The 14,965-nt window shown below is 42.5% G+C and carries 13 protein-coding genes and 1 pseudogene; 6 read left to right on the top strand and 8 right to left on the bottom strand.

Annotated elements, in window-relative coordinates; genetic code table 11:
• The first annotated feature begins 7 nt into the window (after nt 1-7).
• The 6 genes and pseudogenes from HC643_RS35270 to HC643_RS35295 all read left to right on the top strand — a co-directional run.
• Entirely contained in the window at nt 8-754 is a 747-nt protein-coding gene (locus HC643_RS35270) for a tetratricopeptide repeat protein (RefSeq protein WP_167844820.1), read from the top strand.
• A gap of 685 nt (nt 755-1,439) precedes the next feature.
• Nucleotides 1,440-3,086 (top strand): group II intron reverse transcriptase/maturase, encoded by a 1,647-nt coding sequence (gene ltrA, locus HC643_RS35275; RefSeq protein ID WP_038082281.1) that lies wholly within the window; start codon nt 1,440-1,442, stop codon nt 3,084-3,086.
• A gap of 12 nt (nt 3,087-3,098) precedes the next feature.
• Nucleotides 3,099-3,299, top strand: a complete 201-nt coding sequence (locus HC643_RS35280; RefSeq protein WP_038092787.1) for a hypothetical protein — start codon at nt 3,099-3,101, stop codon at nt 3,297-3,299.
• Nucleotides 3,300-3,540: 241 nt separating this feature from the next.
• Nucleotides 3,541-3,759 carry a hypothetical protein gene (locus HC643_RS35285; protein ID WP_038092790.1) on the top strand — a complete coding sequence of 73 codons (219 nt, stop codon included), beginning with the start codon at nt 3,541-3,543 and terminating at the stop codon, nt 3,757-3,759.
• A complete protein-coding gene (locus HC643_RS35290) occupies nt 3,752-4,174 on the top strand; it encodes a pepsin/retropepsin-like aspartic protease family protein (RefSeq protein WP_038092793.1) in 423 nt (140 codons plus the stop codon). Before HC643_RS35285 ends, HC643_RS35290 begins: the two co-directional genes overlap by 8 nt.
• A gap of 18 nt (nt 4,175-4,192) precedes the next feature.
• Nucleotides 4,193-4,414 (top strand): annotated as a pseudogene (locus HC643_RS35295) (hypothetical protein); the annotation flags it as partial.
• Between the two features lie 72 nt (nt 4,415-4,486).
• On the opposite strand, the gene HC643_RS35300 reads toward HC643_RS35295, so the two are convergent.
• The 8 genes from HC643_RS35300 to HC643_RS35335 form a co-directional block, all read right to left on the bottom strand.
• Nucleotides 4,487-4,687: a hypothetical protein gene (locus tag HC643_RS35300; RefSeq protein ID WP_038092799.1), complete on the bottom strand. Its 201-nt coding sequence runs from the start codon at nt 4,685-4,687 to the stop codon at nt 4,487-4,489.
• A 244-nt stretch (nt 4,688-4,931) separates the two neighbouring features.
• Nucleotides 4,932-5,399 (bottom strand): VOC family protein, encoded by a 468-nt coding sequence (locus tag HC643_RS35305; protein WP_038090993.1) that lies wholly within the window; start codon nt 5,397-5,399, stop codon nt 4,932-4,934.
• A 426-nt stretch (nt 5,400-5,825) separates the two neighbouring features.
• Entirely contained in the window at nt 5,826-6,413 is a 588-nt protein-coding gene (locus tag HC643_RS41000; protein ID WP_202048685.1) for a hypothetical protein, read from the bottom strand.
• Nucleotides 6,361-6,684 carry an STAS domain-containing protein gene (locus HC643_RS35315; protein WP_038092821.1) on the bottom strand — a complete coding sequence of 108 codons (324 nt, stop codon included), beginning with the start codon at nt 6,682-6,684 and terminating at the stop codon, nt 6,361-6,363. Before HC643_RS35315 ends, HC643_RS41000 begins: the two co-directional genes overlap by 53 nt.
• A gap of 107 nt (nt 6,685-6,791) precedes the next feature.
• Nucleotides 6,792-8,789 carry a glycosyltransferase gene (locus HC643_RS35320; protein ID WP_038092804.1) on the bottom strand — a complete coding sequence of 666 codons (1,998 nt, stop codon included), beginning with the start codon at nt 8,787-8,789 and terminating at the stop codon, nt 6,792-6,794.
• A gap of 19 nt (nt 8,790-8,808) precedes the next feature.
• A complete protein-coding gene (locus HC643_RS35325) occupies nt 8,809-10,380 on the bottom strand; it encodes a DUF3131 domain-containing protein (protein WP_202048686.1) in 1,572 nt (523 codons plus the stop codon).
• Between the two features lie 110 nt (nt 10,381-10,490).
• A complete protein-coding gene (locus HC643_RS35330; RefSeq protein WP_038092806.1) occupies nt 10,491-13,292 on the bottom strand; it encodes a DUF3131 domain-containing protein in 2,802 nt (933 codons plus the stop codon).
• A gap of 7 nt (nt 13,293-13,299) precedes the next feature.
• Nucleotides 13,300-14,769: a DUF3131 domain-containing protein gene (locus HC643_RS35335; protein ID WP_202048687.1), complete on the bottom strand. Its 1,470-nt coding sequence runs from the start codon at nt 14,767-14,769 to the stop codon at nt 13,300-13,302.
• Nucleotides 14,770-14,965: the final 196 nt, after the last annotated feature.

Raw genomic sequence — 14,965 nt, forward strand, 5'->3', positions numbered from 1 at the left:
ACTGTACATGATGAGAGGAGAAGCTTTCTTTCAACAAGAGAAATATCAAGAAGCTATTGAAGATTTGTCTAAGGTCATTCTTCTTAATCCAAAATGGCGTTTTGCGCCTGAGGTCCATAATTTATTAGGGATTGCCCATGCTGAGCTTGGAAATTCCCTGCAAGCTATGCAACAGTTCTCTCAGGTTATCGATATCGAGCCTGATTCTTCTGGTACTTACTACAACCGAGGATTAGTATTTCTGAAATCCAAAGACCTTGAGAAAGCTGTTAAAGATTTTACCCTAGCTATTCGTTGTCAACCAAAAGAAGAAAAATTTTACATAACTCGTGGTGTTGCTTACCTAAACTTAAAAAGTTTTGAAGAAGCTATTAAAGATTTCTCCAAAGCCATTGAAATTAGCTCGGAACGAGATTCCGAACCCTACTTTTATCGAGCTTGTGCTTATAGAGAACTTGATGAATGCCAAAAAGCTATCCAAGATTTTTCGGCTGTTATTCAGATGAACCCCAATGATGATGCAGCATACTTTGGTCTGGGACTGGTTTTCTATAAGCAAAAAAATTACGAAGACGCTATTAAAAACTTCACCCAAGCTATCCAGATTAATCCTGATTCTGCTCAGGCATATCACTATCGAAGTCTCGCTTACAAACAACTTGGTGAGCTTACACAAGCGTTTGAAGATATGGAGAAAGCTTCCTCCATCAGCTTAAATCCAGAAGATTTGGAGTTTAAAATAGTGGTAAGCTAACTCAGCTTTTTCAAACGAATGCTCCCATGCAATATAGGTAACAGCCGAGATCCGTGCCAGTGCGATTCGTATTGGGCTGCGCGACCTGAAAAGGTCGTTTAGTACGGGAAGCCTACTTCCCTAGCGGATTCATACCCGCTACCCCGGCGTAAAAGGCTCATAAGAGTCCGGTCACGCCTCAAGTAAGTAATGAACGAGGTGGAATGCAGACCACGAAAGTAACCGAAGCTGCCAGCCCTAAGGCGGTCAGGGGCAAAGGGGAATCCTTTAAAGGTGAACGCGAGTGAACTATTAGATAAACTGCGTTATACGAAAAGGAGCTAAATCGGGCTGATAAGCTCTGACCAAAAGGTAAATGGATCGGATTTATAGCTTGTCCATCTATAAATCGTATGAACATAACTTCCATCGCAGAATAGATAGCACCTAAAAGAGGATAGAAAACTAAACGGTACAACAGGGTAAGCCCTACAGAGTCTAAGAGAGGTCGATTACTCTTAGTAGGTCTGAGGTAACAAAGACGGAACTCTCTGGAGGGTAAAGGATGGAAGAAAAAGCGAATGCTGGTTTGTAGCAAACCAGATAGGGGCTGAAACATCACTCCTGACCGAAAGGAAAAGCAGACTTCTTCTGGGTCTTATACGAAGGAAACTAAACAAAGGAATCTAATCTAAGGACAAGTTAGATGATGTCAGAACTGACTTCAAACGGACTGAAGAAACAGCTAGTAAACTGGAACCATATTAATTGGAAAAAAGTTAATAAAGCTGTCAGAAACCTACGGCAAAGAATCTTTCGTGCGAGTCAGCTTGGGGACTTCCGTAAGCTGAGAAACTTACAGAAGTTGATGCAAAGAAGCTACGCCAACTTACTATTATCTGTTCGACGCATCACCCAGACAAATCTTGGAAAAGCAACGGCAGGAATTGACAAGGAAATCGTCAACACCCCAGAGCAACGGGTGATTCTGGTAAACAATTGGCAAGGGGGAAACCTTAAACCAACACGAAGGGTAGAAATACCTAAGCCTAACGGCAAGTTTCGACCGCTCGGCATCCCGACCGTGCGCGACAGAATCGAACAGGCAATGGTTTTGAACGCACTCGAACCCGAATGGGAAGCCGTATTTGAACAAAACAGTTATGGCTTCCGACCGGGAAGAAGCTGTCAAGACGCAATAGAACAAAGCTTCAACTTGCTTTCAAGATGGCACAATTGGGTTCTAGAAGCTGACATCAAGGGATTCTTCGACAACATTGCCCATGAGTCCATTCTGAACATGGTGAGCAACTTCCCAAAACGGGAACTCATCAAAGGATGGTTAAAAGCGGGTTTTGTGTTCCAAGGACATCTTCACCTCACAGAACAAGGCACACCACAGGGAGGAGTCATCTCACCCTTACTTGCCAATATTGGGCTGCATGGCTTAGAAACCTATATAAAAGCCACCAACCCAAAATTTGGCGTGGTGCGATATGCCGACGATTTCATCGTCACGGCAAAAGACAAGGAAAGTCTCGAAACTGCCCAAAACCTGATTCAAGCATGGATGTCGAAGAGAGGTCTTGAATTGAGCGCTGAGAAGACGGTAATCACGTCAATGGAAGAGGGCTTCGATTTCCTGGGGTTCAACTCCCGGCACTACGATGGAAAACTCCTGATTAAGCCGTCAAAAAAGAAGGTGTTAACCTTCTGCAAGCGGATTGGTAAGGAAATCAAAAACCTGAATGGTGTAGAACAGGAAGTTCTTATTTACAAGCTTAATCCAATTCTCAGAGGTTTTGCTAACTATTACAAAGCGGTAGTCAGCAAGGAAACTTTTGGCTATATCTCACACCGAGTATGGCAATACCTTTGGCGTTGGGCAAAGCGTAGACACCCCAATAAAAACTCAAAATGGGTACGCTGGCGTTACTTTAAGACCATTAAAGGTAACAAGTGGGTATTTGCTTGTACAACAAGTGACCGACAAGGTAAGGATAAAGAACTTGTCCTATATCAAATCGCGTATACGCCTATCGAACGCCACATAAAAGTCAAAGGCGACGCTAGTCCCGATGACCCCTCCTTAAAAGAGTACTGGAGAAAACGCCACCAAAAATTTGGGAAATCTCGCTTTGAGAAGGGTTCCAAATTATATAAGATAGCAGAAAACCAAAACTGGATTTGTCCAGAATGTGGCGAACCATTATTCAATGGAGAGGAAATCGAAACCCATCACATAGTACCTGTTGCAGAAGGTGGAACAGACGACGTGGGAAACCTCCAGCACCTGCACAAAGCGTGCCATAAACAGGTACACAAAACCCCAGTGAAAACTCGTTTGAAGTAAGGCTTGAGCCGTATGAGTGCGAAAGTCTCATGTACGGTTCTTAGGGGAGGGGAGAGCGGTAACGCTCAAACCTTACCCGACAGATTACCTGGTGCGATGGTAATTGCCAGTTGTTCGTATTCTCTTTTATTAAAAAACTTTACAATTGGTTGGATAGCGATACGGCTTAAGCCGTTACTTGCTTTAGCGGGTATCGCGGATAACGTGAATTAGAGATTGTCAAGCGTGAAAGTTTTGAGGATTTTTGAGGAGAAAATGATTGTTCACTTTTACTAAATCACTTGTGCAGCAAATTGGTAAATGTTCACAAAAGATAGATTTTAAGAATTAAATGGAATGATTTAGGAATGTTATCTTTAGCACTTAAGACCAACAACTCCGTTGATGTACCCTTTCATAAAGATAGTATTCATGAGAAGATAGTAAAGTATCCAGTTCTTAACTTTAAATGAATATGAGCATCGCCGACTTGTTATCGACCTTGAAAAAGCTGTCTCGTGCAGACAAACTGAAAGTGATGCAGTTTTTAGTGCAAGAAATGGCTACTGAAGAAGAAATATTATCGCTGCAACCAGGTGAAACTTATCATGTATGGTCGCCATACAACTCTCATGAGGCTGCTCAAAAATTAGCAACACTGCTAGAGTCAGACAAACAAACAAGCGATGCTTAATTCCCAAAGGTTCCCCTTTGTTGAAGGTCGTGATATGTTTGGGGACGCCGATTTCGTCCCACAATTACCTTTGATACTAGGTTATCGAAATTCAACCGTAGAAGTATCAGCTTTGCTAGACACAGGAGCTAGCGTCAATGTTTTACCATATAACCTTGGTATTCAGTTAGGAGCCGTTTGGGAAGAGTTAACAACCACAGTACAACTAGCCGGAAATTTAGCACCCGTCGAAGCAAGGGGGTTGCTTTTGTTAGCTAGAGTTGGGACTTTTGCACCAGTCAGATTGGTGTTTGCATGGAGCCGAACGGATGATGTACCGTTATTACTAGGGCGCATGAATTTTTTCTTGGAATTTGATGTCTGCTTTTATCGCTCCCAAATGATATTTGAATTGCGTCCAAAAACGGCAGTATAGCCTTTATGCTTAATGGCTTATCGCCTCTCTGTGATTGACTCCCAAGGTCGTGCAATTGGCACCAGGGCAGACATCCTCAACCGCGCTAACCTTGGTATGGAAGTGATGCACGAGTGCAACGCTCACAACTTCCCTCTCGGCTTAGCTTCTGCTGAAGTAGCTCCTGTTGCGCTCGGCGCTCCTGCTATCAACAACTTTTTGTTCGGTACTCATAGTAAAACTCCTTTGGAAATCATATAGTAATATTGCTCTTTAGGCTACGGTCGAAGCTGTTACAGAGTGGTCGTGGTCGGTGCTGGTAGCGACTGGCAATCATGCTTCAATTTCCCGTGCCATTTTTGCCGCATTGCTCCGATACATGGCGATCGTGTCCTGACCGACGGGCAAATGCACCGGCGGATGTTCTGTATTGGCGAGTTGAATCATCACAGAGGCAAACTTTTTCGGATCTCCGGGTTGATGCCCGTGTAGCGCCGAGGCTCCGGTAATAAACCATACTTTCTGCGTTTTCATCTTGTGTCCTTGTTTTAGGTGTTGTGTAAATTGTTGGCTTTAGCTCTTTCGGTGAGTGCATGACTGCGGCACTGATGGCGAGTCGCTTCATGAGCGAAAAATCTGTTACTTTTGGCTATTTTTGATCCTTAAGCGATTGATATCAGGTCCGGCTAAATGCCCATAATCAAACTTTCTCCCTTGTCCCCGTGTCTCCGGGTCTGTGCAACTATGGGTATGCAACTGGACATGATGTCATGTCCCGTTACCGTCCGGGAAGCCGCACCTTCACCTCTTGGAGCACCCAACCGTTGCCGTCTGGATCGCTGAATGAGGCATAGGAGGCATAGTCGCGACGTTTCGGATCGGGACCACTTAAGCGTCCTTCAGTTCCGGCATGGTGGAATATCCCTCCGATGTCGTGGAACACCTCACTCACCTCGACACCCCGATCCACCAATTCGGCACGGGCTGCGGAGATGTCGTAAACTATGAGGTACAAACCTTGAACTGAACCGGGCGCGGCGAAGGTAATTCCTTTACCGAAGATGATTGAGGCTTCCGAACCGCTCGGGGTCAACTGCACCACCCGGAAGTCCTCACTGGTGACAAAGTCAGCATCGAGTCGCCATCCTAACGTTTCATAGAAGTGCTTGGAGCGATCCACATCAGCAACGGGCAATACTATAACTTCGAGTTTCATGTTTTGAGTGTTTACTTGATTGCTGTTCATCTTGTTCTCCTTGAAATTGGTGAAAAGTGTTGCTCACCTCGATTAACTTCATTCTTCCGCGAGCACTCAATTTAGACCACTCAAGTTCTTTGAGTTAAAATGCGATTTAATTGTTATTTACTTGAGGAACGCCACCACTCGTGTGCCAGTGGGACAGTGGCGATTGGGATCTCGCTTTACTGTGCCTTCTACAATTTTTGTACGCTCGCGGAAGAAATACGGTGAACTATGCCGCGTCGGTTCAAAAATTTTTTGGCCAAATCTGGAATGGTGGAATTTGATGTTGTAGTTCCTAATAGATAAACAAAACCTCGGTCAACTGAAGGTAGGTAAATACCAGCAAAGACAGAGAAACTTCAATTGATTTATATTTAAATGAACTTTTTATACTAATCCAGACCGCACTGCTTAAAAAGTGGTGCGGTCTTATAATTTATGGCATGGATGTTGCAGAGTGCGATCTGTGCGCTCGTACAGTAAGTAGCGCGGCGATCGCACTCGAAGAAGCGGAAGACAGGGGCGCAATATGCACTCTTTCCAGACAAACAGCACGGCTCTAAGGAATTTTTCTTTCAAGCTTCTTCTAAAATCCTCTTGATACGCCGTTTTTAGTTCAGCTGTTGTAATGTCCCAGTCCGGTCGGCATTTCCTGAGAAGCGCACGCAGGTCCTGGCGCAGCTCTTCGAGAGTGGGTCGCCCGAAGAACCAGTAGCCCATGTAGATCTTATAAATGACCAGACCCGGTTCGAGGACAATCGTGTAGGGGATCGTGGGATTGTGGAGAGGATCGCTGTATTCAGCAATATCGAGGTCTTTTTGGATTTTGCGTCCCGCGTCGGAGAGGAAGGGCCAGTGGGCTCCAACGCCACTGCGATATTCATTTGTCTCGGTGATGTTGTCGTTTCTGACACCCCAGGCAGGTATCATTAACTGAGCAGCATTGCAACCTTTTTTATCAGCTTTAAGTTGTAAGTACTTGACGAGTAAACTCTTCCCTATCAGTAAAGTGTTCAAAAATACGATCCATCTTAGTCAGTTCAAACAACATTCTGACTTGATCGTTCATGGAGCATATATAAAATTTGGCGTTACCACTTCGGACAACTTTCATAACTGATATTAAAGCACCTAAACCCGAGCTATCTATAAAGCTCACATTTGATAGATCGAGCAATACAATATCAGTTTTATCAGTCATAATATCTTGGACTTCACGGCGTAGTTCATTACTGCTACTACGGTTTAAAATACCGTAAGGTTGAAGGACTTTAACAATAGAATTCATACTCTTATTACTCATTTATGTTTTGTGTAGCAAGATTCATTTTTGAATCACTAAAATTTGAGATTATATTTTGGCATTATTTTAGTAAATTCTGCAATATTTATCAGTTATGTTTCTGATTTTGGTTGCCAGAAAGATGCACGTATAACAGACCATAAAAGTGATAAATTATAAACAGCCCAAACACTATTTAGTAGATAAAGCCAAGGATGATTGAGATGACCTGTAGCAAAGCGAGCAAGACACCAAAATATTCCTAGTATAGTGAGAGAAAAGATAATCAATTGAGGTAAAACAAGACTTAAATAAATTCCTGATTGTCTTTGTTTTGGCGTGACTTGGAATTTAATAGGTCTTCCTGAAAATACACTCCATACAGCTTGAATCAATAGAGGAAACAGTGCTATTGCGTACTGTTCTGAACGCCAGACTTCACTAGCTGAAATACCCCAAGTAGCAGCCAATAATGTTAAACGATTGACAACAAAAGCAGGAAAAAAGTGAAGGGAGAAATCAATACCATAAGTTTTAACTGGAACAACTTCTGTGAAGAAATAAATAATTGGGCAAGAAATAAAAACAAGAGTAGCAAAACCAGAAAAGTAGCTGTACATAGTTTTAAAATAGTGTAACCGTTGCCAAAATGTTAGTCCTGGTTTTGTAAGTGGGTTTTCTCTCAAAAGTACTTGAATAGTACCTTGAGCCCAACGTAGACGTTGTTTTAGCGTAGAACTTAAATCATCTGGTGCCAAACCTTCTGCCAATAGTTCATTATGATAAACTGATTTCCAACCAGCCGCATGAAGGCGCATGGCGGTATTCATATCTTCTGTAATACTGTTACTAGATAAACCTCCAACTAATTCAAATTCATTTAAACGTTTTTCATCTTTGGCAAACTCATCAGCAAAATTTTGGAGCCCAACACTAATCAGTGCTTCACGCCTCAATACTGCATTTGTTCCTGTGTAAAAAGCAGAATTCATACCATCTTTACCTTGTTGGATTGGTCCATAAAATAAATTGGCTTGATGTCCAAATGGATCGCCTGGAGGAAGGTTATAAAAATCTTGGCGAGTCTGCACAAAAGCAATTCGATTTTGTTCGTATTTTCCTGTAAAAACATTGTAGGTATAAAAATATGGCAAAACCCGTTTTAGAAATTGAGGTTTAGGAATATGGTCAGCATCAAGGGTCAAAATAAATTCGCCTGTAGTTTCTCCAGAAAAAATGGCGTAATTTAAGTTTCCGGCTTTAGCATGATGAGGTACTCCTTCTGGTTTAGGGCGAGCAATGTAGCGAAAACGAGTAAGTTCAACTAACTCCAATTCTTTTTGATGAATGTTTTGTTCTAGGATTTGATGTTCGGTGATGAGATGTTCGTTTAAGGTTTTTGTGCGATCGCTCGAATTTAACCATAGAATAAACTGTCGCAGATTCTCTAAAAACGTAGTGGTTGTTCGATCGGCACTTTGAGCCTGTTCTGCTGATAAATCTTGTAGCCAATGTTCAGCTGCTTGAACATTGGGTGTAAGGTCTTCGAGTTGTTTAAGACGATTTAACAAACAAGAGAGTTCTGTATCAATCCGTTCCGCCTCCTGCTGTAAGAGTGGCGATTGCAAATCCTCTAAGCAGAGCCTTTCCGCCATAGCCCGCATCGCTGGTGAGTTTCCATCATCCAGTACGTAAACCCGTAGTTTTGTTGGTAGGTAATCTATTGCTAAAGCCGCCTTAGCTGTCTTTTCAACAATTTCCGGAGGCTCGTTGTAACACGTTATGAATACATCTACATTTGGCAAATGAGAAGTGGGGATGAGTGGTTTCATGCGCTCAAGAGACTTAACCTCTCGAACTATAGGACGCCACAGCCCAATCACAAACATCACTCCACCGAAATAGCTATAAATTTCTGCTAACAACAAAGGAACAGAAAGCCACAGCGCATCAAAGTTAATGGAATGGGTGATGCGCCATTGCAAATACCAAGCACCTAAAATGAGATTAATTTCTGCTAAATAACGAAATAGCAGGGTTCTTTTTCTCAACTTTGAGCGGCTGTTTCCAGAGAAGGAGAATGAATTGTCAAAAGAAGAAACTGAAGCCATTATTGCACCTGAAATAAAATTAAAAAACTAGAGGACGTTCGCCTCTTGCTTGGTAGAGCAAACTTTCTAGAACAACCGCATTTGTATTAACATTAACAGAGGCATTCACCCCAAGAGTTTTATTTTCGTATTGTCCCGAAAAGTAGCCACGTTTTTTGTCGGTTAAATTCTGAACAAAATCTCGTAATATTTTTGTGTAGGGGTCTTTTGGCATTAAAGCAAACCAAGAAAAGGCGGCTTTAGTGCTAAGAAACCGCAATTGAGAATAAACTTTACCCCTAGTGTTTGCAACATTCCAAGCTTGGTCGTTAGCGTAAACACTGTAATAGAGAAAGTAGGGTGGACGATCTAAAGAATCTTCATTAACAGCCGTTAAGATCCCAGTACGTTTAAACCTTTGTACTTGCACTTGCAAGAGATTCCGGACTTGAGGCTGAATAGTATCTGACCAGCCCAATTCTAACCCCCAAAGTAAATAAGGGTCATTTGTCAAGTAGTTTGTAGCCCCAGAATTTTTAAAATTGCGTTGGTCTACTTGTAAGGAAATTCCATCTATTTCAACCGTCTTAACTGGTGGATTGTAGATAGCATTTGGGGCGTTAATATTCCATAGCTTTAAACTCAAAGCAGCATATTGTTCATAACCAAAGCGTCCTTCTTGCACCTCCAAAATTTGTTCGCCTGTTCCTGTAATGGCACCATTTAACCAACCATCCTTGACAAGTTTAAACAGATTCCAACTAGCAACAATTCGGTTTATGCGATCGCGATATTCAGGGTAATGAGTCCGTAAAACGTGCAATCCCAACAAAAATCTTGCCATATCCAACACTGACCAACCACTTCTACCCTTAGGGTCTGGTTTGTCATTAAGTTGACGCATTTGAGCAGTATGGGTACTGTACGCTTTATTAGGCAACCCAGTTGTAGGAAGTGGTAAATTTTCTAATGTCCGCAGCAAAGTATTGACGCGCTGTTGAAACACGTCTTGCGGCACTAACCCCAACTGTCTAGCCGCATGAATTCCCAAGATAGCGCTACCTTGATCCCACCAAGTCGTCCAGGGTAAGTTGTCCACAGAATTCACCAAACCCGTTTGAGGATTCCAATTTCTCTCAAAATACTTCCAAGCTTGTCGGGCAGCTTCAATATCAGCTGCATGAGTAAGTTTTAGAGGTAACTTTTTTTGAGAAGACAACGGAATAGGTTCAGCAACCGATGGTTGCGATCTTAGGGGTGTAGGGGTGTAGGGGTGTAGGGGTGTAAGGGGTTCAGAAACCGCTGGTTGTGGTCGTGTTGGTGGAATTAGGGGTGTAGGGGGTTCAGAAGACGATGATGAGTTAGAGCCAGGGTTAAAATTATCAGGAGCAGCAATAATAAACTTCTTCTCCTTCACAACATCACTCATCTTCTTCTCTTCTTCTTTTGTGTCTTTAGCGCCTTGCCTGCGGTACCCTACGGAAGTGTGGTTCCTGAAATCAAGCATTTTGGAGTCAGAACGAGCGTAAAAAGAGGGGATAGTAGAGTGAGATCCGATCGCAGCATCTTGCCCCACTCCTGTTGTTACATACAGCGTTGATTGCAGAATCACATTGATTACCCCTACCATGAGCACTTGTATAATCCCCCTGTCCTACAAACTCAGTATTCCCAAGATAAAGGTCTAAATATCAATCTAAACTCAGGTTTGTTTGTAGAGAACTACGAACCTAAACCAACTTCTGAAACCCAATAACTTTCAGAACCATTAGAAATCCATTTCGCTTTTTGCGTAGCGCTACTTGGTAAACCCCGACCAGAATTTCCCTTAACAACAGCTTGCCACCAAGGAGAGTTTATAGATGTCAAAGGACGGATAAGAGGCTGTCGATTTGTAACTGCATATAGTAAAGATTCGAGAACCATACTATTGGTACTACCCGTAAAACCAACAGCTGTTTTACCTGTGGCTTCATAAAAGCCTTCATAAAAACCTGTAAGGGGGTTATATAAGTCAGTGACTCCTCGCAATAATTCTTGAGCATAACTATCTTGTGGGAATAACGCGTAGTAAGCAAAAGCCAGAGCTGTACTTACCACTCGTCCCTTTGCAACAGGTTGACCGTCATCCCCCAAAGCTACCCAAGCATTTCCCTTCCCAACAATGGTGCTGTGAACAGTGTAGGGCTTACGGTCAATGAGAGTGGTACCTGCTGCGGTAAGGGTGTTAGTGCGACGGTAGCGTTCGGCTTGAGCTTTGAGAATTGGCTGCAAGAGTGCTTGCATTTGCGGATCTATACCAAACTCTAAACCATAAAGTAAGAACGGATTGCTCACAGTATATTGGTTTGCGTTGGAATTTGTATTCGATCGCTTGCGCTGAATAGGCACTTTTACTCCTTCCACCAAAGCGGTTTGATATTCACCCCCAACAGCAGACTGACCTACATTAAAGCCCCATAATTGAAAAGCACGAGCGGCATATTCCTCGTAACCCAAGCGGGTTTCTGGATTGACTCTTGTCAGTACTCGTCCATTGTTATCTTTCGTAGTTGTAGCACTAGAGAGAACACCATCCCGCACCACTCGCAAGTACGACCAATCCAAAACAATTCTATCTACAACTTCTGTATACTCCGGGTAATAACTTTTTAAGTTATACAGTGCTGCTAAAATCCGTCCTACATCTAAAGAAGACCAGCCCGTTCCTTGTGGAACAGGATTTCCACCATAATCAACTGGTTCTAAAGTGCGAGTATCATAACCGCGATTTGGTAACTCTCCTGCAAAAAGAGACAACTTGGTCAAAGCACCCAAAAGATGCCTGGTACGCCGATCGAATTCTTGAGCAGAAATGATGTCCAGGGTTCGCGCTGCATGGAGTGCTGTAAGATAATCTCCCAAACCCCATAAAGTTATGCCTTTAAAATCGCTGCGATCGTCTACTAACCCACTCTTTGAGTGATAATTGGCTTGAAAGTAATGCCATGCAGCTTCTGCGTAGCGCCGTTCAACAAGAGTCAGAGGTCGAACAAGTTTGATTTTGGAGGATGGCGCTTTACGGCTGACAGGTGGAATAGGCGCAACAGTAACCTCTACAATTTTTGGAGTGGTCGCAGCACTGCTTGTTGGCGTTGTTGTTTGAGATGGGGCGCTAGTAACAGAGGAAGTATTACCACTGGGCTGTGGAGCTGCTACGTTAGTAGAACTAGAACCAATTAAAGGACGGTTTCCCCTGGCTTTGTAGTACAAAATTTCCAAAATAAGCCCATTAGTATTACCAGTCAAAGCTTTATTTGGTTGCTTTGTTTCTTCATAAATACCTGCATAGTAACCATTGTTATCTGGACTGCGGAGGTCTTTTAGAGCATCAAAAACTTTTTGAGCATAGGCATTATCTGGGAAAAGATAGCGCCAACCGAAAGCCGCCTTGGTGCTAATGCTGCGTAATTGAGGATACGGTTGATTTGTATCTGTAATAGTTGCCCAAGATACACCATTGGCATAAACCGTGTTATAGAGAAAATAAGGCTCCCGGTCAATATTGTCTTCTGTCACAGCCGTCAGCTGACCGATGGCTTCATAGCGCCGCTTTTGCACCTCTAACACCCTAGCCGCATAATCAGCTAACTCTCCTTGTAAGCCAAACTCAATTCCATCTAATATATATGACTCACTAACAATGTAATTATTAGCGTTAGTAGTCTGAAAGTCACGAGTATCAACTGGAATTTGGATACCGTTAATTTCTACTAACTTAAAAGGTTTTAAATCGATCGCCTTAGGTACTTTAAAGCCCCATAGTTCAAAACCTCTAGCAGCATACTCCTCATAGCCCAATCTTCCCTCTTGTACTAAAAGTGTACTATTATCGGGAAGCACTAAGGCTCCCTGCATTCGTTCGTCTTTGATTGCTTTTCCTAATTGCCACTTAGCTAAAATTCCCTCGATCCAATCTCCATATTGAGGGTGACAAGTGCGAATCACATCAAATGCTGCCAGTATGCGACCAATATCTAACGCTGACCAACCAATACCCCTTTCAATAGGATTGTTGCCATAATCAACCAACTGTCCAGTAGCTACGTTATAGACTTTATTTGGTAAAGCATCGTCAAATAGCTTTAAATTGCCGATGGTGGTTAAAAACTTATTCAAGCGGGTGTCAAAGTCTTTTTGGTCAGTTAAATTTAACCATCGTGCCGCATTAAGCGCCATTAAGTAATTCCCTATATCCCAAAGTGTACCTGAGGGATAACCGCCAGTCGAATTGGTAAATCCTGTTGTTGGCTGGTAGTTGGTGACAAAATATTGCCAAGCAGCACGAGCGTAGGTTTGTTCTTCTGGTGTAAGAGGTGCTGTTATGATGCTACAGCTGTTGGAATTCCCAGGAACCATTGGATTTTGGCTAAAAGTTGGAGTCGGGAAATAGAACCAACATTGCGTCAAAACTCCAATCAGGAATAGCGCAATCCATCTCAACAGTTTTTGTTTGTGAAACTTGCTAAATATATTGAGTAACATTGTGCAATTAAGGGGTTGAATTGGAAGATAAATGCAGCGGTTCTACTCCAGCCCAAACAGTCAATGGCTGCCCTACTTTTTTATAAAGTAAGCTTTCAAGAATTACACCATTATTATTAGCAGTTAGGGCTTTATTCGGTTGATTTAGAGACTCATAAAAACCGTTGTACCAACCATCTTTGGACTTGAGATTTGCTTGAACAAAATCAAATAACTGTTGTGTATAAGTAGTGTTGTAAAGTATGTGCCAGCCTATAGCTGCTTTAGTACTAAGGAAGCGCAAATCGTTGTGCTTTTGCCGGGTATCTGTGATAGTCGCCCAAGGTTCTCCGTTGACAAACAAACCACTATAAACAAAGTAGGGAGGACGATCCAAATTGTCTTCTGTAACAGCAGTTAGCTGTTTTGTAGCTTGATAGCGAGCTTCTTGAGCAGCTAAAATTCTGTCAGCATAGGCTTTTGGCAAAGCTTGAAATCCGGTTTCAATACCATCTAATATATATGGTTCGCTAAGAACGTAGTTATTCGCGCCTGAGGTTTTATAGTCCCGTTGGTCGTAGGGAACTCCTTGTCCGTAAAGATTAACAAAGGCAGTATGGGACTGATAATCCAAAGCTTTTTTGACATTTAAGCCCCATAATTTTAGACCGTAAGCTGCATAATTCTCGTAGCCCAAACGACCTTCTTGGTTGTATTGCTCTTTACCTTGAAGAATCGAAGTGCCGTACATTTGACCGTTTTTAGTGAGGCGTTTGACTTGCCAATACCTCCAGACAGCTTCTGTTTGCGATCGCAATTGTGGATATTTTGTCCCAACAATCTTAAGCCATATTGCCATCCGCCCCAAGTCTAGGGCTGACCAACCAATTTCTTCCCGTTTTTCCAGTTGACCGTAATTAACGGGTATAAGTGTTTTTGCGTTATAAACTTTATTAGGAAATTCTTTATTATACAAAGGCATCGTTGCTAGAGTTTTTAACATTGTGCTCATCTTGGCTTCAAATTCTTTTGTAGAGATAATGTTAAGCTCTCTAGCACTAACCACAGCCGCTATTGCTGCAGCTTGATCCCACATGGTAACTGAAGGAAAGCTATCGACGGAATTTACCAAACCAGTTTTCTCATTCCAGTTGCGCTGAAAGTACACCCAAGCTTGACGGGCAATGACCTCCTCTTCCTGAGTCAATTTTCCACCGCTAGAAGCCACATATATTTTGTTCGTTATTAATTGGTTAGAACTAATAGCTTGACCGGGCAAAACTACCGACTTTGCATCTAGTTCGGCGACTGTTACAGCCCGATTCGTGGGGGACGTTGTTTTAGATGTTAGGCTTTCAGGTTGCTGTATGGAAGCAGTTGTAGAAAAATGTTTAGACAAAGCATTGAGCCCAGCGATCGCAATAACAGCCGTGACAACTCCACCCACTAAAGATAGCATTGACCAACCCTTTGGTGGCGGTTCAAAATCAGAGTTCATATATAGTCAAGTCTCATCATATATATTTTTGTTATAAATATTCTTCCCAAATTTAGAATGAAACTAACACTAAGTAAGTGGGCAATACTACTCGGATAAGCGAAGATTAAAAACCCGGTTTCTCAGACCTTTACCAATGACAAAGGACAATTGACAAAGGACGATCGCTATAAGTTAACTTTATTTGTGCCGACCT

Source organism: Tolypothrix bouteillei VB521301, assembly GCF_000760695.4.
In the GTDB taxonomy this organism is placed as follows: Bacteria; Cyanobacteriota; Cyanobacteriia; order Cyanobacteriales; family Nostocaceae; genus Scytonema; species Scytonema bouteillei_A.

Excerpts from the sequence above, each read along its gene's own strand:
- HC643_RS35270 (WP_167844820.1), top strand. The coding sequence starts at position 8 with ATGATGAGAGGAGAAGCTTTCTTTCAACAAGAGAAATATCAAGAAGCT.
- ltrA (WP_038082281.1), top strand. The coding sequence starts at position 1,440 with ATGATGTCAGAACTGACTTCAAACGGACTGAAGAAACAGCTAGTAAAC.
- HC643_RS35280 (WP_038092787.1), top strand. The coding sequence starts at position 3,099 with ATGAGTGCGAAAGTCTCATGTACGGTTCTTAGGGGAGGGGAGAGCGGT.
- HC643_RS35285 (WP_038092790.1), top strand. The coding sequence starts at position 3,541 with ATGAGCATCGCCGACTTGTTATCGACCTTGAAAAAGCTGTCTCGTGCA.
- HC643_RS35290 (WP_038092793.1), top strand. The coding sequence starts at position 3,752 with ATGCTTAATTCCCAAAGGTTCCCCTTTGTTGAAGGTCGTGATATGTTT.
- HC643_RS35300 (WP_038092799.1), bottom strand. The coding sequence starts at position 4,687 with ATGAAAACGCAGAAAGTATGGTTTATTACCGGAGCCTCGGCGCTACAC.
- HC643_RS35305 (WP_038090993.1), bottom strand. The coding sequence starts at position 5,399 with ATGAACAGCAATCAAGTAAACACTCAAAACATGAAACTCGAAGTTATA.
- HC643_RS35315 (WP_038092821.1), bottom strand. The coding sequence starts at position 6,684 with ATGAATTCTATTGTTAAAGTCCTTCAACCTTACGGTATTTTAAACCGT.
- HC643_RS35320 (WP_038092804.1), bottom strand. The coding sequence starts at position 8,789 with ATGGCTTCAGTTTCTTCTTTTGACAATTCATTCTCCTTCTCTGGAAAC.
- HC643_RS35330 (WP_038092806.1), bottom strand. The coding sequence starts at position 13,292 with ATGTTACTCAATATATTTAGCAAGTTTCACAAACAAAAACTGTTGAGA.
- HC643_RS35335 (WP_202048687.1), bottom strand. The coding sequence starts at position 14,769 with ATGAACTCTGATTTTGAACCGCCACCAAAGGGTTGGTCAATGCTATCT.